This is a genomic window from Variovorax restrictus (genome assembly GCF_051216715.1).
GTDB lineage: Bacteria > Pseudomonadota > Gammaproteobacteria > Burkholderiales > Burkholderiaceae_C > Variovorax.
This window is the reverse complement of record NZ_JBPJZH010000001.1, coordinates 2,550,139-2,566,403: the sequence shown is the minus strand read 5'-3', so window position 1 is coordinate 2,566,403 and position 16,265 is coordinate 2,550,139. Positions and strand designations below refer to the sequence as shown.

The 16,265-nt window shown below is 66.6% G+C and carries 15 protein-coding genes and 1 tRNA gene; 5 read left to right on the top strand and 11 right to left on the bottom strand.

What is annotated here, in order from left to right:
• Genes argA through ACSFA0_RS12095 form a run of 3 tightly spaced genes read right to left on the bottom strand, consistent with a single transcriptional unit; the run spans position 1 to position 2,045 of the window.
• Entirely contained in the window at positions 1-1,350 is a 1,350-nt protein-coding gene (argA, locus tag ACSFA0_RS12105) for an amino-acid N-acetyltransferase (protein ID WP_435450416.1), read from the bottom strand.
• Positions 1,351-1,374: 24 nt separating this feature from the next.
• Positions 1,375-1,794 (bottom strand): PIN domain-containing protein, encoded by a 420-nt coding sequence (locus ACSFA0_RS12100; RefSeq protein ID WP_435450415.1) that lies wholly within the window; start codon positions 1,792-1,794, stop codon positions 1,375-1,377.
• The gene (locus ACSFA0_RS12095) at positions 1,791-2,045 is read right to left on the bottom strand and encodes a hypothetical protein (protein WP_435450414.1); all 255 of its coding nucleotides are present in this window, start codon (positions 2,043-2,045) and stop codon (positions 1,791-1,793) included. The genes ACSFA0_RS12100 and ACSFA0_RS12095 overlap by 4 nt, the downstream gene beginning before the upstream one ends.
• Before the next feature lie 74 nt (positions 2,046-2,119).
• On the opposite strand from ACSFA0_RS12095, the gene hrpA reads away from it, so the two are divergent.
• The gene (hrpA, locus tag ACSFA0_RS12090) at positions 2,120-6,127 is read left to right on the top strand and encodes an ATP-dependent RNA helicase HrpA (RefSeq protein ID WP_435450413.1); all 4,008 of its coding nucleotides are present in this window, start codon (positions 2,120-2,122) and stop codon (positions 6,125-6,127) included.
• A 43-nt stretch (positions 6,128-6,170) separates the two neighbouring features.
• Here the strand turns inward: hrpA and ACSFA0_RS12085 are convergent, their stop codons facing one another.
• The 6 genes from ACSFA0_RS12085 to lptF all read right to left on the bottom strand — a co-directional run bounded on the left by ACSFA0_RS12085 (position 6,171) and on the right by lptF (position 11,240).
• Positions 6,171-6,323: a DUF3309 family protein gene (locus ACSFA0_RS12085; protein WP_183026925.1), complete on the bottom strand. Its 153-nt coding sequence runs from the start codon at positions 6,321-6,323 to the stop codon at positions 6,171-6,173.
• A gap of 113 nt (positions 6,324-6,436) precedes the next feature.
• On the bottom strand, positions 6,437-7,609 hold the full coding sequence (locus ACSFA0_RS12080; RefSeq protein ID WP_435450412.1) for a pyridoxal phosphate-dependent aminotransferase: 1,173 nt from the start codon (positions 7,607-7,609) through the stop codon (positions 6,437-6,439).
• Between the two features lie 26 nt (positions 7,610-7,635).
• Positions 7,636-8,577, bottom strand: coding sequence for a CysB family HTH-type transcriptional regulator (locus ACSFA0_RS12075; RefSeq protein WP_435450411.1), 942 nt, complete (start codon positions 8,575-8,577; stop codon positions 7,636-7,638).
• A gap of 63 nt (positions 8,578-8,640) precedes the next feature.
• Positions 8,641-9,012, bottom strand: a complete 372-nt coding sequence (locus ACSFA0_RS12070) for a sirohydrochlorin chelatase (protein ID WP_435450410.1) — start codon at positions 9,010-9,012, stop codon at positions 8,641-8,643.
• Positions 9,013-9,024: 12 nt separating this feature from the next.
• Positions 9,025-10,134: an LPS export ABC transporter permease LptG gene (gene lptG / locus ACSFA0_RS12065; protein WP_435450409.1), complete on the bottom strand. Its 1,110-nt coding sequence runs from the start codon at positions 10,132-10,134 to the stop codon at positions 9,025-9,027.
• Positions 10,131-11,240: an LPS export ABC transporter permease LptF gene (gene lptF / locus ACSFA0_RS12060; protein ID WP_435450408.1), complete on the bottom strand. Its 1,110-nt coding sequence runs from the start codon at positions 11,238-11,240 to the stop codon at positions 10,131-10,133. Before lptF ends, lptG begins: the two co-directional genes overlap by 4 nt.
• 22 nt (positions 11,241-11,262) lie before the next feature.
• On the opposite strand from lptF, the gene ACSFA0_RS12055 reads away from it, so the two are divergent.
• The 4 genes from ACSFA0_RS12055 (at position 11,263) to ACSFA0_RS12040 (ending at position 15,046) form a co-directional block, all read left to right on the top strand.
• The gene (locus ACSFA0_RS12055) at positions 11,263-12,777 is read left to right on the top strand and encodes a leucyl aminopeptidase (RefSeq protein WP_435450407.1); all 1,515 of its coding nucleotides are present in this window, start codon (positions 11,263-11,265) and stop codon (positions 12,775-12,777) included.
• 13 nt (positions 12,778-12,790) lie between these two features.
• Complete coding sequence (locus ACSFA0_RS12050) at positions 12,791-13,231, top strand: DNA polymerase III subunit chi (RefSeq protein WP_435450406.1); 441 nt, start codon at positions 12,791-12,793, stop codon at positions 13,229-13,231.
• The gene (locus tag ACSFA0_RS12045) at positions 13,228-13,716 is read left to right on the top strand and encodes a hypothetical protein (RefSeq protein ID WP_435450405.1); all 489 of its coding nucleotides are present in this window, start codon (positions 13,228-13,230) and stop codon (positions 13,714-13,716) included. The genes ACSFA0_RS12050 and ACSFA0_RS12045 overlap by 4 nt, the downstream gene beginning before the upstream one ends.
• 124 nt (positions 13,717-13,840) lie before the next feature.
• Positions 13,841-15,046: a branched-chain amino acid ABC transporter substrate-binding protein gene (locus ACSFA0_RS12040; RefSeq protein ID WP_435450404.1), complete on the top strand. Its 1,206-nt coding sequence runs from the start codon at positions 13,841-13,843 to the stop codon at positions 15,044-15,046.
• A gap of 173 nt (positions 15,047-15,219) precedes the next feature.
• Here ACSFA0_RS12040 and ACSFA0_RS12035 read toward each other — a convergent pair.
• Positions 15,220-15,309, bottom strand: a tRNA-Ser gene (locus ACSFA0_RS12035).
• Between the two features lie 15 nt (positions 15,310-15,324).
• Positions 15,325-16,257: an SPFH domain-containing protein gene (locus ACSFA0_RS12030; RefSeq protein ID WP_435450403.1), complete on the bottom strand. Its 933-nt coding sequence runs from the start codon at positions 16,255-16,257 to the stop codon at positions 15,325-15,327.
• Positions 16,258-16,265: the final 8 nt, after the last annotated feature.

Below are 16,265 nucleotides of genomic sequence, written 5' to 3'. Positions count from 1 at the left end.
CTACTTGAACTTCTTGACGAGGACCTGGCTCTTTCGGTCCCAGTTGTATTTCTTCTTGCGCGCTTCGGGCAGCCAATCGGGGTCGACCAGCACGAAGCCGCGCTTGATGAACCAGTGCATGGTGCGGGTGGTCAGCACGAAGATGCTGTCCAGGCCCATCGCGCGGGCGCGCTGCTCCACGCGCTTCAAGATGCGCTCGCCGTCGCCCTGCGCCTGCGAATGCGGCGACACCGTGAGCGCGGCCATCTCGGCCGTCTTCGCCTCGGGGTAGGGATAGAGCGCCGCGCAGCCGAAGATCACGCCGTCGTGCTCGATCACGGTGTACTGGGCGACGTCGCGTTCGATCTCGGTGCGGCTGCGCTTGACCAGCGTGCCGTCGCGCTCGAAGGGCTCGATCAGCTGCAGGATGCCGCCGATGTCGTCGGCCGTCGCCTCGCGCAGCGACTCGAGCTTCTCGTCGATCACCATCGTGCCGATGCCGTCGTGCACGTACACCTCGAGCAGCAGCGAGCCGTCGACCGCGAAGGGCAGGATGTGGTTGCGCTCCACGCCCGCCTCGCAGGCCTTCACGCAGTGCTGAAGGTAGAAGGCGGTGTCGGTCGGGCGCTGGGCCGGCGGCAGCGTGGCGAGCAGCTTGCGCGCCGCGTCCAACGGGAGCTCGGTGTCGATCGGGTTGTCCTCGCTCTCGGGCAACTCGCTGTCCATGCGGATGCCTGGGATCTCGGTCAGGAAGATCAGCTTGTCCGCCTGGATCGAGATCGCCACGCTGGTCGCGACTTCTTCCATCGTGAGGTTGAAGGCCTCGCCGGTCGGCGAGAAGCCGAAAGGCGACATCAGCACCATCGCGCCGAAATCGAGCGTGCGGCGGATGCCCGAGGCATCGACCTTGCGCACCAGGCCCGAATGCTTGAAGTCGACGCCGTCGATCACGCCCACCGGGCGGGCGGTGATGAAGTTGCCGGAAATCATGCGCACCGTCGAGCCGGCCATCGGCGTGTTCGGCAGGCCCTGGCTGAAGGCGGCCTCGATCTCGTAGCGCAGCTGGCCCGCGGCCTCCTGCGCCGAGTCGAGCGCCACCTCGTCGGTGATGCGCATGCCGTGCGAGTACTTCGCCTCGTGGCCCTTGGCGCGCAGCTGCTCGTTCACCTGCGGGCGGAAGCCGTGCACCAGCACCACCTTGACGCCCATCGACTGGATCAGCGCGAGGTCCTGCGCGATGTTCTGCAGCTTGCCCGCGGCGATCGCCTCGCCAGTCAGCCCCACCACGAAGGTTTTGCCACGGTGCGTGTGGATGTAGGGCGCGACCGAGCGGAACCAGGGCACGAAGGTGAAGTTGAAGACAGTGGACATGCGGAAACAGGAAGGTTGGTCGGGTCAGGCAGTGCGGAAGGGATTCTCGATCACCAGCTTGCCGAAGCGCTGGCCGTGTTGGCCGTCTTGCGTCACCAGCACGTCGGCGCCGGCACGCAGGGCCGCCTCGAGGATCAAGGCGTCCCACCACTGAAGCTGGTGCTTCTGCACCAGCTCGGCGGCAGCCAGCACGCTGTCCGACGTCGCGCCCACCACGTCGAAGGTGCACAGCTGGGTGATCTGATGGGTCGCTTCGCGCGGACTGAGCGGCGGCTTCAGCTTGCGTGTGGTGACGTTGTAGAACTCCTGGAGGACCTGGGTGCTGAGCACGATGGTGTCGTCCTTGACGGCACGGGCGAAGCGCTCGATGGCCACCTCCTGGCGCACCGGGTCGCCGGCATCGACCGCATAGATCAGCACGTTCGTATCGAAAAAGGTGCTCATTCGACGCGGGCGGAAGGGTAGGGCCGGTCGTGCGCGTCATCGCGTGTCCAGGTGGCGCCTTCGCTGTTGGCCTTGCTGCGTCGGGCGGCGGCAATGAAGGCCTGGCCCGCCATCTGCTGGCGATCGTTGCCTTGCGCATAGTCCGCCAGGAATTCACGAATGCGTGCGCTGACGGACGTTCCTTCGTTGATGGCGCGCACCCGCGCCTTGCGGATCAGGTTTTCGTCGACGGCAATGGTCAGGTTGGTCATGGAATGCCCCTCGGAATGCAACACGAAAACAAGTGTAGCACGTGAACTCGTGAAGTGCGATAATGGCGACTTCCATGAGTTCTCATCCCCCCGAAGCGGCGACGTCCGCCGCCGACCCGCAGCCGCGGATTCGCATCGAATTCCCCGAATCGTTGCCCGTTTCCGCGCGGCGCGACGAGATCGCCGAGGCCATTTCCAAGAACCAGGTCGTCATCGTCTGCGGCGAAACCGGCTCGGGCAAGACCACGCAGCTGCCGAAGATCGCGCTGCTGCTGGGTCGCGGCAAGCTGGGCAAGCCACCGGGGCAGGGCAAGCTGATCGGCCACACGCAGCCGCGACGCATCGCCGCGAGTTCCGTGGCCAAGCGCATCGCCGAAGAGCTGAAGACGCCGCTGGGCGAGGTGGTCGGCTTCAAGGTGCGATTCCAGGACCGGCTGAGCCGCGATGCCTCCGTCAAGCTGATGACCGACGGCATCCTGCTGGCCGAGACGCAGACCGACCCGCTGCTCAAGGCCTACGACACCATCATCATCGACGAGGCGCACGAGCGCTCGCTGAACATCGACTTCCTGCTGGGCTACCTGCGCGAGATCCTGCCGCGCCGGCCGGACCTCAAGGTGATCGTGACCTCGGCCACGATCGATGCCGACCGCTTCGCCACGCACTTCGCGTCGAGGAACGGTCCGGCACCCATCATCTACGTGTCGGGCCGGACTTTTCCGGTCGAGCAGCGCTACCGGCCCTTCGAGGAGTCGCGCGAGCACGACCTGAACGACGCCATCGCCGACGGCGTCGACGAACTGTGGCGCGACCCGCACAACGGCGGCGACATCCTGGTCTTCCTGCCGGGCGAGCGCGAGATCCGCGAGGCGGCCGACCACCTGCGCAAGCACCTGGCGCAACAGCCGGTGATGCGCAACGCCGAGGTGCTGCCGCTGTTCGCGCGCCTCTCGCCCGCCGAGCAAGACCGCATCTTCGAAGGCCACACCGGCCGCCGCGTGGTGCTCGCCACCAACGTCGCGGAGACCTCGCTGACGGTGCCCGGCACGCGCTACGTGATCGACACTGGCACGGCGCGCGTCAAGCGCTACTCCTTCCGCAGCAAGGTCGAACAGTTGCTCGTCGAGCCGATCAGCCAGGCCGCCGCCAACCAGCGCGCCGGCCGCTGCGGCCGCGTGGCCAACGGCATCTGCATCCGCCTCTACGATGAGAAGGACTTCCTGGGGCGACCGCGCTTCACCGACCCGGAAATCCTGCGCTCGTCGCTGGCCGGCGTCATCCTGCGGATGAAGTCGCTGCACCTGGGCGACGTGGCGCGCTTTCCCTTTCTGGAAGCGCCCGCGCCGCGCGCGATCGCCGACGGCTACCAGCTGCTCAACGAGCTGGGTGCGGTCGACGATGCGAACGAGCTGACCGCCATCGGCCAGGAACTGGCCAAGCTGCCGCTCGACCCGCGCGTCGGCCGGATGATCCTGGAGGCGCGTTCGCGCGGCGCGCTGGAAGAGGTGCTGGTCATCGCCTCGGCGCTGTCGGTGCAGGACGTGCGCGACCGCCCGATGGAGGCGCAGCAGCAGGCCGACCAGGCGCATGCCAAGTTCGACGACGAGAAGAGCGAATTCAGCGGCTACCTGACCTTGTGGAAGTGGATTGCGGACGCGCGGGGCGGCAACGCGCCGCAGACGCGCCGCGAGCTGCACGGCGATCCGAAGAAGCGCGCCAACGCCGCCTTCCTGCCCATCGCTCGGCGCACGGTCGCGGCGGCGCCGGAACCTTTGGCCGAGGCCTTGCCCACCCACAAGATCAGCAACCGCCAGTACGAGCAGGTGCTGCGCCAGAACTTCATCAACGTGCGGCGGCTGCGCGAATGGCGCGACATCCATTCGCAGCTGCTCACGGTGGTGACCGAGCACAAGTGGCAACTCAACCGCCAACCGGCCAGCTACGAGGCGCTGCATCTGTCGATGCTCGCCGGCCTGCTGGGCAACGTCGGCTGGAAGATGGAAGACGACGAGGCCTACCTCGGCGCGCGCGGCATCAAGTTCTACCGGCATCCCGGCGCGCACCTGCGCAAGAAGCCGGGTCGCTGGATCGTCGCGGCCGAACTGGTCGAGACCACGCGGCTCTTCGGCCGCGGTATCGCCAATATCGAGCCGCAATGGCTGGAAGAGGTTGCCGGCCACCTGCTGAAGAAACAGCTGCTCGACCCGCACTGGGAGAAGAAGGGCGCGCAGGTCACGGCGCTGGAGCGTGCGACGCTGTACGGGCTGGTCGTGTACAGCGGTCGCCGTGTCGACTTCACCAAGGTCGACCCGGTTGCAGCGCGCGAGATCTTCATCCGCGAAGCGCTGGTCGGCGGGCAGTGGGAGAGCAAGTACCCGTTCCTCGCGGCCAACCGCAAGCTGGTCAAGGAGGTCGAGGGCCTCGAGCACAAGGCGCGCCGGCAGGACGTTCTGGTCGACGACGAGCTGATCTACGCCTTCTACGACGCGCAATTGCCGCCCGACGCGGCCAGCGGCGCGGCCTTCGAGCATTGGTACAAGGAGCAGTCGCGCGCCCAGCCCCGCCTGCTGTACCTCACGCGCGACGAGCTGATGCGCCACCAGGCGGCCGGTATCACCACGCAGTCGTTCCCGCCGACGATCCGGCTGGGCGGCGTCGACTGCGTCGCCACCTACCTGCACGAGCCCGGCGACGCGAAGGACGGCCTGACCGTCACCGTGCCGCTCTTCGTGCTGAACCAGGTGAGCGAGGAGCGCTGCGAGTGGCTGGTCACCGGCATGCTCAAGGACAAGATCCAGGCGCTGCTCAAGAGCCTGCCGCAGCGGCCGCGGTCGCGGCTGGTTCCGCTGCCGGAATCCGCTTCGAAGCTGGCCGAGGCGCTGTCGGCGCCCGAGCTCTTCGGTGCCGGCTCGCTGACCGACGTCTTGCTAAAGCGTGTGCGGGCGCAGACCAGCATCGACGTGCTGCGCGCCGATTTCAAGCTCGACATGCTGCCGCCGCACCTGTTCATGAACCTGCGCGTGGTGGACGAGAACGGCCGCCAGCTCGGCATGGGCCGCAACCTCGGCGCCCTGAAGGCCGAGCTCGGCACGCAGGCGCGTGGCGCGTTCCAGGCACTGGCCGGGCTCAATGTGCGGGCGGCACCCGCAGCGCCTGCCGAAGCCGATGCGCCAAAGGCTGCGAATGCGCCACGCCCTGCGCCGGCCGTACCGTCGGCGCCCGCCTTGCCGGCCGGCGCCCGCTACACCGCATGGACCTTCGGCGAGCTGCCGGAGTTGATGGAAGTGCGCCGCGGCGCCCAGTCGCTCATCGGCTTCCCGGCGCTGGTCGACGGCGGCGACGCCGTGAGCATCGAGGTCTTCGACGAGCCCGCGGTGGCCACCGCCAAGCACCGGGCGGGCCTGCGCCGTCTGTTCGCGCTGCAGATCAAGGACGCGCTGAAGTACCTCGAGAAGAACATTCCGGATCTGCAGAAGATGGCCGTGGCGTACATGCCGCTCGGCACCGCCGACGAACTGCGCATGCAGATCGTCGACGTCGCGCTCGATCGTGCCTTCCTGCAGGAGCCGCTGCCCACCGACGAGTTCGCCTTCAAGAAGCGCATCGAGGAAGGCCGCGGGCGCCTCACGCTGATCGCCAACGAGGTGGCCAGGCTGGCCGGTGTGATCCTGGTCGACTACGCCGTCGCGGTGCGCAAGATCAAGGACACGAAGATCCAGCCCGACGCCACGGCTGATGCGTCGCAGCAGCTGCAGCGCCTGATGGGCAAGCGCTTCATCGCAGACACGCCGTGGCCGCAGCTGCAGCATTTCGCGCGCTACCTGAAGGCGATCACCGCACGGCTCGACAAGCTGCGCGCCGACCCGGCCCGTGACACCGCCAAGCTGGCGGAACTGCGGCCGCAGGAGCAGCGTTACTGGCGTCTGGTGGCCGAGCGCAAGGGCGTGGTGGACGAGCGGATGCTTGAGTTCCGCTGGTTGCTCGAGGAGTTGCGCGTGAGCTTCTTCGCGCAGGAGCTGCGCACGCCCCAGCCGGTGAGTGTGAAGCGGCTCGACAAGGCCTGGGCGCAGCTCAACACATGAAAAAACCCGCCGAGGCGGGTTTTTTCGGTGGCGTGTTGGGCACCTAGATGCGGCCCATCACCAGCAACACGATGACCACGATCAGCACCAGGCCCAGGCCACCGCTCGGACCGTAGCCCCAGTTGCGGCTGTGGCCCCAGGTCGGCAGAACGCCGATGAGCAACAGAATCAGAATGACCAGCAGAATCGTCGACATCAATTTCTCCTCAGCCCTCGGGCTTTCAAATGAAGCTCGATGGTCGCTGCCCGGCGGAGAAACGACGAGGGAAAGCGGCGCCTCCGGTGGTCAGGTCATGCCGACGCCCGCTGTCAGAGCTTCGCCAGTCGCTCCAGGGCGTGGTTCAGGGTGTCGTCCTTCTTGGCGAAGCAAAAGCGCACCACGCGCTGGTCGAAACCGTTGCCGTAAAAGGCCGACAAGGGGATCGCAGCGACGCCGACCTCGCGGGTCAGCCACTGACAGAAGTCGGCTTCTCCGAGGTCACTCACGGCCGTGATGTCGACGCACTGAAAGTAGGTGCCGGCGCTCGGCAGCAGCTTGAAGCGGGTCTTGGCCAGGCCGGCCGCGAACAGGTCGCGCTTGCGCTGGTAGAAGGCCGGCAGCTCCAGGTAGGGCGCGGGATCGGCCATGTAGCTCGCCAGCGCGTGCTGCATCGGCGTGTTGACGGTGAACACATTGAACTGGTGCACCTTGCGGAACTCGGCTGTCAGCGCCGCGGGCGCGGCCACGGTGCCGACCTTCCAGCCGGTCACGTGGTAGGTCTTGCCGAAGCTGCTCACGATGAAGCTGCGCGCGGCCAGGCCGGGGTAGCGGGCTGCACTTTGGTGCGCAGCACCGTCGAACACCATGTGTTCGTACACCTCGTCGCTGATCACCAGTACCTCGGTGGGGGCCAGCAGTTCTTCCAGCGTGCGCATCTCGGCGGCGGTCCACACGGTGGCGCTGGGGTTGTGCGGCGTGTTGACGATGATGGCGCGCGTCTTCGGCGTGATGGCCGCGCCGATTTTCGCGAAGTCGGGGCGGAAGGTGCCCGGCGTGAGCGGCACCCGCACCACGACGCCGCCGGCGAGTTCGATGTTGGGCACGTAGCTGTCATAGCAGGGCTCGAGCACGATCACCTCGTCGCCCGGCCGCACGATGGCGAGCACGGCGGTGATGATGGCCTGGGTGGCGCCGGCCGTCACGGTGATCTCGCTGTTGGCGTCGTAGCGGCGGCCATACAGAGCCTCGATCTTGTCAGCCATGGCCTGGCGCAGCGGCAGCACGCCGGGCATCGGCGGGTACTGGTTGTGGCCGGCGGCCATCGCCGCGGTCACGTCATCCAACAGCTTCGGGTCGCAGTTGAAATCCGGGAAGCCCTGGCCGAGGTTGACCGCGTTCGTCTCGGTGGCGAGCGCCGACATGACGGTGAAGATGGTGGTGCCCATCGCGGGGAACTTGGTGCCGATGGCGGGCGTGCGCGGGGAAGAGGAAGCGGTGCTCATGGTGATCGAAAGACGCGGGGGTTGACTCAGAGTTCGTAATCCTGCTGCTGACCGCTGAGGGCCTTGGCGATCAGGTTGCGGTCCAGCCGATCGCTCAGCAACTCGGCGAACTTGAAGACGAAGTTGCGCAGGTAGGCACTGCGCTTGAAGGCGATGCGGGCGATGTTCTGGCCGAAGATGTGGCCCATCGGCTTCACCACCAGGTCGTCATTGGTGCTGTCGCGCACCGCCATCTCGGCCACGATGCCGACGCCCAGGCCAAGGCGCACGTAGGTCTTGATCACGTCCGAGTCGATCGCCTCCAGGGCGATGCGCGGCGCGAGCTTCTTCTGCGCGAAGGCGTGGTCGATACGGGTGCGGCCCGTGAAGGACGGGTGGTACGTGATGATCGGCTCGGTCGCCAGGTCTTCCAGCGACACCCGCTCCTTGCCCGCCAGCGGATGGTCCTTGGGCAGTACCAGCACATGCTGCCATTCGTAGCAGGGCAGGGTGACCAGCTCGGCGTAGTCCGCCAGCGATTCGGTGGCGATGCCGATCTCGGCCACCTCGTCGATCAGCATGCGCGCCACCTGGTCGGGCGACCCTTGGTGCAAGCTGACGTTGACCTTCGGGTAGGCCTCGCGCAGCTTGGCCACCGGCACCGGCAGCACGTAGCGCGCCTGCGTGTGGGTAGTGGCGATCGACAGCGTGCCGCTGTCCTGTGCGCTGAACTGTTCGCCGATGCGCTTGAGGTTCCCGACTTCGCGCATGATCAATTCGATGCTGGCGATGACGTGCAGCCCCGGCTCCGTCACGCGCTTGAGGCGCTTGCCATGCCGCGCGAAGATCTCGACGCCCAGCTCCTCTTCGAGCTCGATGATGGCCTTCGAAACACCGGGCTGGGAGGTATGCAGCGCCTTGGCGGCTTCGGTGAGATTCAGGTTCCGCCGCACCGCTTCCTGCACGAACTTGAACTGGTGGAGATTCATAACAAATTCCGTCTTATTGCGGCGTTCATTATGCCTTCACGGTCTATCGATTCACCGAAAACGTCAACTGCGCAGTGCGATGTCGGCCAGGAGGTCGATGACTTCGGTCGTTTCGCCCACGGCAGGGGCCAATGAAAACACGACGTCGGGATGCGCGACACGCAACGCGTCGACGAGTTGCGGCAGGTCTTCGCGCACATGCTTGCCCATGCCGAGAAAGAGCGGCACGACGCGCAACGTGCGCGCACCGTCGGCGATCAGCCGCCCGGCCGCCGTGGGCAGGTCGGGCTCGACGAGCTCCAGGTAGGCACAAGCCACCGGCACGTCCGGCTGGCGAGCCGTCATGCGGCGGGCCACGGCCTCGACCGGCTCGCGCCAGCGGGCGTCGCGCGAGCCATGTGCGAACAGGACGACCGCGAGTTGGATGTCATTCATGAAGTGAGGTGGTCAGCGTCTCAGCACCAGCCACCCGAAGGCACCCAGCGAGAGAACGGTATAGATGAGCCCTGGCGCGGCGGCCGTGAGCCAGGGTACCCAGTTGCTCAGGTTGCCGATGTAGCCGAAGACGTTGTTCAGCAAAAAGAAGCTGATGCCGATGAGCACGCCACCGAAGACATAGGTGGTAACGCCGCTCTGGCGGAAATGCAGGTAGGCGAAGGGCAGCGCCAGCACCACCATCACCAGGCAGGACAACGGGTAGAAGACCTTGCGCCAGAACTGGATCTCGTAGCGCTGCGCGGTCTGGCCGTTCGCCTCGAGGTGGCGGATGTACTCGAACAGGTCGAGCGTGCGCATGCGGTCGGGCTTGAGCAGCGCGACCGACACCATCTCGCTGGTGATCGACGTGGGCCAGCGCAACTCCGGCACGCGGGTGGTGACGACCTGGGCCTTGTCGGTGGCGCGGGTGTCGTAGGTCTGCCGCTCGGCGTTGGCGAGGATCCACGCGCCGTCGACGATGCGTGCGCTGGCGGCCTGGGTCTGAGACGCGACGTAGCCCTGGCCGTCGAACTCGAAGATGCGTGGACTGGTCAACGTGCCGTCGCGCGTCATGGCCCCCACGTTGACGGCGTACGACATATCACCCTGCTTTTCCTTCATCCAGGCACCGGTGGTGCCGACGGTGGCCAGCACGTCGCCCCGAAAGCGCGCCTTGAGCACCTGCGCGCTGCGGTCGGCCGCCGGCGCCAGGTAGTCGCCGACCGCGAAGGTCAACACCACGAAACCCGCGCCCAGCAACAGCAGTGAGCGCAGGGCCCGCCACGGCCCGAGGCCGCTGGTGCGCAGGATGGTGTATTCCGAGCTCTGCGCCAGGCGGGCCATCACGAAGATCGTGCCGATCAGCACCGTGATGGGGAGCAACTCGTAGAGGTGGCTCGGCATCAGGAGCGCGACATAGGCCAAGGCCTGCGGTGCGCCATAGCCAAGGCTGTCGGGCTGGCCGATGTCTCCGAGCTCGTCCACGAAGTCGAAGAAGAAGAAGAGGGCGAGAAAGCCGAGCGTGACGAAGGCCACGGCCTTGAGCACCTCGCTGTAGATCAATCGACGGATGGTCTTCATGCGCTGGCAGAGGCGGTGCGGGACGGCGCGCGTCGGCGCGCGCCCAGCCCCCAGTTGTAGTTGCGCTTGAGCAGCCACAACGTGGCGGTCAGCAGGATGCCGCCATGCAGGACGAGCATGAAAGTGCCCATGCCGACGCGGCCAGAACCGATCCAGTTCTGACCGAGGTTCAGCAGATTGAAATAGACGACAAAGGCGAACAGGGCCAGCAGCAGGTTGGCACTGCGTCCCACGCGCGGATTGACGTTCGAGAGTGTCAGCGCCAGCAGGACGAAGTTGATGCCGGCGAACAGCAGGCCGATGCGCCAGGCGAGCTCACCCTGGCTTTTCGGAGACGGCTCGTTCAGCAGCCGCAAGGTGGGGCGGGCGCGCAGCGGCGTCGCGTCGGTGACTGCGGCCACGTCGCTGCCGACCTTGGTGCCGTAACTCTCGAACTCGCTGATCTTGAGCGTCTTGTCGTCGAGCGAGCGCTCCAGTCGCTGCCCGTTGCTCAGCATCAGGTAGCGGGCGTCGCCCACGCTCTCGACACGGCCGCTGCGCGCCGACGTGACGATCTGCAGATTGCGCTCGACCGAGGAGATGAAAACGTTGGTCGCCGTTGCGGCGTCGGGCGTGTCCTTGTCGATGAAGAACACGCGGTTGCGGCCGGCCGATTCGCGGAACTCGCCGGGCGCGATGCGTTCGAGGTCGCCGCGGCGCTCGTACTGGGCGCGCATGCCCTGGGTCTGCGAGTTGGCCCACGGCCAGCCGACCAGGGCCAGTACCGCGATCAGCAGCAGGACCGGCCATGCGAAGCGGAACAGCGGTTGCACGAAATCGATCAGCCCGCGTCCGCTGGAGAACCAGATCACCATCTCGCTGTCGCGGTACATGCGCGAGAGCGTCCCCACGATGGCGACGAAGAGGCTCAGGCTGAGGATGGTCGGCATGTAGCCGAGCACCGTGTAGGCCATCACGAGCAGCACGTCGGAAGGGTTGACGCTGCCGCGGGACGCGAGCCCGAGCGAGCGGATCAGCATCATGGTCATCACGATGGTGATGAGCACCACGAGCGTGGCACCGAAGCTGCGTGACAGCTCCTTGCGCAAAGAGGAATGGAATAACATCGTCGAGCGAAAGAAAAGGATTATGGACTTTCAACTCAAGACCCTCAGCACCGCCCAGGCGGCCACCGAAAAGACCGATACGTTGATCGTGCTCGTCGCCGATGGTTCACCGGCAACGGCACCTGCCAAGGCCGATGCACTGGCCCTGGTCATCGACGCCGTGCGCAAGGCCGGCGACCTGCCCGCCAAGGCCGGCAAGCTGCTCGCACTGTACCGGCCAGCGGGTGTGACCGCGCCGCGCGTGCTGCTCGTCGGCGCGGGCGACGGGTCGGTGGGTGCGGTGCGCAACGCCGTCGGCGCTGCCATCCAGGCGGCGAAGGCGGCCAACCCCAAGCGAGTGACGCTGCTGCTCGCACCGGGCATGGACGGCCTGGCCGTGCGTGCGGCCGTGATCGCCGCGGCCGACGCGAGCTATGTCTACACCACCACCAAGCCGAAGGTCGAGGCGCGCAGCATCCGGCAGGTGGTGCTCGGGGTGGCCGACGCATCCGCCGTGAAGACCATGTTCGCTGAAGCCAGCGCCACCGTGGCCGGCATCGAGCTCGCCAAGGAATGGGGCAACCGGCCGGCCAACCACTGCACGCCCACGCTGCTGGCCGACGCCGCCCAGGCGCTCGGCGCCTTGCCGCGCATCCAGTGCGAGGTGCTCGGCCCGAAGGACGTCGCGAAGCTGGGCATGGGCTCCTTCGCGGCCGTGGCGCAGGGCTCGTCGGAGCCGCTGCGCTTCATCGTGCTGCGCTACCAGGGCGCCGCCAAGGACCAGGCACCGGTCGTGCTGATCGGCAAGGGCATCACCTTCGACACCGGCGGGGTGTCGATGAAGCCGGCCGCCGAGATGGACGAGATGAAGTTCGACATGTGCGGCGCCGCCAGCGTGCTGGGCGTGTTCCGCGCGCTGGGTGAGCTCAAGCCTGCGATCAACGTCGTCGGCCTCGTTCCCGCAGCCGAGAACATGAACGATGGCAAGGCTCTCAAGCCGGGCGACGTCGTGACCAGCATGAGCGGCCAGACCATCGAGGTGCTCAACACCGACGCCGAGGGCAGGCTCATCCTCTGCGACGCGTTGACGTACGCCAAACGCTTCGAGCCGGCCGCCGTCATCGACATCGCGACGCTGACGGGCGCCTGCGTGGTTGCGCTGGGCGGCGTGCGCAGCGGGCTGTTCTCGAGCAATGAGGCGCTCGCGAGCGCGCTCAGCGCCGCCGGCGATCGCGCACAAGACCTGTGCTGGCGCCTGCCGCTCGACGACGAATACGGCGAAGGGCTCAAAAGCAACTTCGCCGACATGGCCAACATCGCCGGCCGGGCGGGCGGCGCCATCACGGCCGCCAAGTTCCTGCAGCGCTTTGTGGGCGATTTCCCCTGGGCGCATCTCGACATCGCCGGCTCGGCCTGGAAGAGCGGCGGCGCCAAAGGCTCGACCGGCCGACCGGTCGGTCTGCTGCTGTCCTATCTGCTGGCCCGGGCGGAAGAGGGCGCGGGCGCACTCGCCGCCGCGCCGCGCAAGGCCGCACGCAAGACGCGCACTGCCGCCTGAGTCGACTCCCAGCGTGACCGAGATCGACTTCCACTTCAACACGCCCGACAAGGTGACCTACGCCTGTCGGCTGCTGCGCAAGGCCGTGGGGGCCCGCGGTGCGCGGGTGGTGGTGGTCGGCGACGGCCCGACGATCGAGGCGATCGACGCGGCGCTGTGGCAGTTCTCGGCGACCGACTTCATCGCGCACTGTCGCGTGAGTGCCGAATCGTCGGTGCTGACGCGCTCGCCCGTGGTGCTGATCGATCGCCCCGACGCAGCGCTGCCGCATCGGCAGGTGCTGCTCAACCTCGATGCACCGGTGCCCGACGGCTTCGAGCGCTTCGAGCGGTTGATCGACATCGTGACCGACGACGAACTCGACCGGCGCGATGCGCGAACGCGCTGGCGTCACTACGCCGACCGCGGCTACGCCATCACGCGCCATCAGTTCCAGGGCGGCGCCTCTCGATGAACACCCCGCGTGTTCCGCCGCGCTTCGTGCCCACGCTGACCACGGTGCTCGAGCCGCTGGCGCCGCTGGTGCCGAGCGAGCCGCTGACGCCGACCGATGCCGACAGCCTTCCAGCCACGGAGGTTGCGGCGCCCCTCGCCCCGGCCGAACCTTCGCCATCGCTGCCGACGACCGTCGCGCCCGCGATGCCGAACCCGCGCGAGCTCATCGCCCTGGACCCCGCCACCCGGTTCAGTGAGATGGAACGTTTCGCGCTGGAAGAGCAGTTGCTCCACCGCGTGATGCAGCGCGTCGACCTGCAGCTCGAAGAGCGTCTGAGCGACGTCGTGGCAGCGGCCGTGCAGGCCCAGCTCGACCAGATGGTGCCTCGCCTGCGCGAGGAAATCGAAGACGTCCTGCGCACGCTGGTGACCGAAGCATTGGCCCAGGAATTGCAGGACAAACCCGGGTCCAACCCACCCGAAAACGGGCGTTCGTTCAGCTAAACTGCGCCCGGTTCGACGGCGCGAGGACGCCGAAAAACACAGTCCGGCGCGGAATTTGCTCTGCTGTCGTACCCGGTTCAAGAGACCGGTTTTTTACTCTATCCATCATGTTCTGGAGGTTCCCATGCAAATGAAATGGACTGCGGTCGCACTGGCTGCTCTCACGCTAGTGGCTTGCGGCAAAAAAGAAGAAGCCGCTGCACCCGCCGCTGCGCCGGCGCCCACGGCTGCGGCACCCGCTGCTGCACCTCCCGCCGAAACGCTGGTCGTCAAGATCGGCCACGTTGCACCCACCAGCGGCGCGATTGCGCACCTGGGCAAGGACAACGAACTCGGTGCCAAGATGGCCATCGAAGACTTGAACGCCAAGGGCTTGAAGATCGGTGACAAGGTCGCGAAGTTCGAGCTGCTGGCCGAAGACGACGCTGCCGATCCGAAGCAAGGCACGGCCGTCGCCCAGAAGCTGGTCGACAGCAAGGTCAACGGCGTGGTCGGTCACCTGAATTCGGGCACCACCATCCCCGCGTCCAAGCTGTACAGCGACGCCGGCATTCCGCAGGTCTCGCCGTCGGCGACGAACCCGAAGTACACGCGTCAAGGCTTCAAGACCACCTTCCGCGTGGTGGCCGACGACACGCAGCTTGGCGGCACGCTCGGCAAGTACGCCGTCGAAACCCTCAAAGGCAAGAACATTGCCGTCATCGACGACCGCACCGCGTATGGCCAGGGCGTCGCCGAAGAGTTCGAGAAGGCCGCCAAGGCAGCCGGCGCCACCATCGTGGGCCACGAATTCACCACCGACAAGTCCACCGACTTCAACGCCATCCTGACCAAGCTCAAGGGCGCCAAGCCCGACGTGCTGTTCTTCGGCGGCATGGATGCCGTCGGCGGCCCGATGCTCAAGCAGGTCAAGCAGCTCGGCATGAACGTGAAGTTCATGGGCGGCGATGGCCTGTGCACCGGCGAACTCGCCAAGCTGGCTGGCGATGCGATCGGCGAAGACATGGTCGTCTGCGCGGAAGCCGGTGGCGTGGACGGCGACTTCAAGGCACCGCTCGATGCCTGGAAGACCAAGTTCAAGGAAAAGAACGGTGTCGACGTCCAGATCTACGCGCCGTACGTGTACGACGCCGTGAACGTGCTGGCCGCCGCGATGGTCAAGGCCGGTTCCGCCGAGCCGGAAAAGTACCTGCCCGAAGTGAGCAAGGTCGACTACAAGGGCCTGACCGGCCCCATCACCTTCGACGAAAAGGGCGACATCAAGAACGGCGCCCTGACGCTGTACACCTACAAGGGCGGTGCCCGCACGCAGATCGCCGTGGTGCGCTGATCGACCGACGGAACACCGGCGCTTCGGCGCCGGGTCAGATCCAAGGGGCCTTCGGGCCCCTTATTCGTGGGCGCTGCATCGTCGCGTGGGCTCGGGAGAGCATGGACGAAAAAAAGCCCCGACAAGCGGGGCGTTCTTCCGAAGGCATTGGAGGTGCCCTCGTATCAGTCTGTTGGCGGAGCAGGCGGGATTCGAACCCGCGGAGGGTTTTACCCCTCACACGCTTTCCAGGCGTGCGACTTAAACCGCTCATCCACCGCTCCGAACAGCCCGCAATTCTAACCTGCACTTGGGCCGGTTTTGCCAGCCTGCACCATTCGCATGGCCGAAGCGATGAGTGCCGCGGTCTCGCTCATGTTGCTGGGCACGATCAGCGTGGTGGTCGCGTCGGCGGCCACCTTGCCGTAGGCGTCGACGGCGCGCTCCGCGACCTTGAGTTGCACGGCCTGTTCACCGCCCGGCTGGCGGATGGCCGCGGCCACGCGCTCGATGGCGTCCGCCGTGGCGGTCGCGACCGCGGTGATGGCGGCGGCTTCGCCCTGGGCATTGTTGATCTGCGCCTGCTTCTCACCTTCGGAGCGGGCGATGAAGGCCTCGCGTTCGCCGGTGGCGATGTTGATCTGCTCCTGACGGCGGCCTTCCGAGGCCGCGATCAGCGCGCGCTTGCCGCGCTCGGCCGTGATCTGCGCCTGCATGGCCAGCAGGATCTCCTTGGGTGGCGTCAGGTCCTTGATCTCGTAGCGCAGCACCTTCACGCCCCAGTTGAGCGCCGCCTCGTCGATCGCCGCGACGACCTGGGCATTGATGATGTCGCGCTCCTCGAAGGTCTTGTCGAGTTCGAGCTTGCCCACCACGCTGCGCAGCGAGGTCTGTGCGAGCTGCGTCACCGCCATGATGTAGTTCGACGAGCCGTAGCTCGCGCGCATCGGGTCGGTGACCTGGAAGTACAGGATGCCGTCGACCTGCAACTGCGTGTTGTCGCGCGTGATGCAGATCTGGCTCGGCACGTCGAGCGGGATTTCCTTCAAGCTGTGCTTGTAGGCGACCTTGTCGATGAACGGGATCAGGAAGTTGGCGCCGGGTGTCATCGTGCTGTGGTACTTGCCCAGGCGTTCGCGCACCCAGGCGTTCTGCTGTGGCACGAACTTGACCGACTGGCTGATGAAGATGACGGCGATGACGAGGATGAATAGCGGTACGGTGTATTCCATGGAGGCTT

Excerpts from the sequence above, each read along its gene's own strand:
- argA (WP_435450416.1), bottom strand. The coding sequence starts at position 1,350 with ATGTCCACTGTCTTCAACTTCACCTTCGTGCCCTGGTTCCGCTCGGTC.
- ACSFA0_RS12100 (WP_435450415.1), bottom strand. The coding sequence starts at position 1,794 with ATGAGCACCTTTTTCGATACGAACGTGCTGATCTATGCGGTCGATGCC.
- ACSFA0_RS12095 (WP_435450414.1), bottom strand. The coding sequence starts at position 2,045 with ATGACCAACCTGACCATTGCCGTCGACGAAAACCTGATCCGCAAGGCG.
- hrpA (WP_435450413.1), top strand. The coding sequence starts at position 2,120 with ATGAGTTCTCATCCCCCCGAAGCGGCGACGTCCGCCGCCGACCCGCAG.
- ACSFA0_RS12085 (WP_183026925.1), bottom strand. The coding sequence starts at position 6,323 with ATGTCGACGATTCTGCTGGTCATTCTGATTCTGTTGCTCATCGGCGTT.
- ACSFA0_RS12080 (WP_435450412.1), bottom strand. The coding sequence starts at position 7,609 with ATGAGCACCGCTTCCTCTTCCCCGCGCACGCCCGCCATCGGCACCAAG.
- ACSFA0_RS12075 (WP_435450411.1), bottom strand. The coding sequence starts at position 8,577 with ATGAATCTCCACCAGTTCAAGTTCGTGCAGGAAGCGGTGCGGCGGAAC.
- ACSFA0_RS12070 (WP_435450410.1), bottom strand. The coding sequence starts at position 9,012 with ATGAATGACATCCAACTCGCGGTCGTCCTGTTCGCACATGGCTCGCGC.
- lptG (WP_435450409.1), bottom strand. The coding sequence starts at position 10,134 with ATGAAGACCATCCGTCGATTGATCTACAGCGAGGTGCTCAAGGCCGTG.
- lptF (WP_435450408.1), bottom strand. The coding sequence starts at position 11,240 with ATGTTATTCCATTCCTCTTTGCGCAAGGAGCTGTCACGCAGCTTCGGT.
- ACSFA0_RS12055 (WP_435450407.1), top strand. The coding sequence starts at position 11,263 with ATGGACTTTCAACTCAAGACCCTCAGCACCGCCCAGGCGGCCACCGAA.
- ACSFA0_RS12045 (WP_435450405.1), top strand. The coding sequence starts at position 13,228 with ATGAACACCCCGCGTGTTCCGCCGCGCTTCGTGCCCACGCTGACCACG.
- ACSFA0_RS12040 (WP_435450404.1), top strand. The coding sequence starts at position 13,841 with ATGCAAATGAAATGGACTGCGGTCGCACTGGCTGCTCTCACGCTAGTG.
- ACSFA0_RS12030 (WP_435450403.1), bottom strand. The coding sequence starts at position 16,257 with ATGGAATACACCGTACCGCTATTCATCCTCGTCATCGCCGTCATCTTC.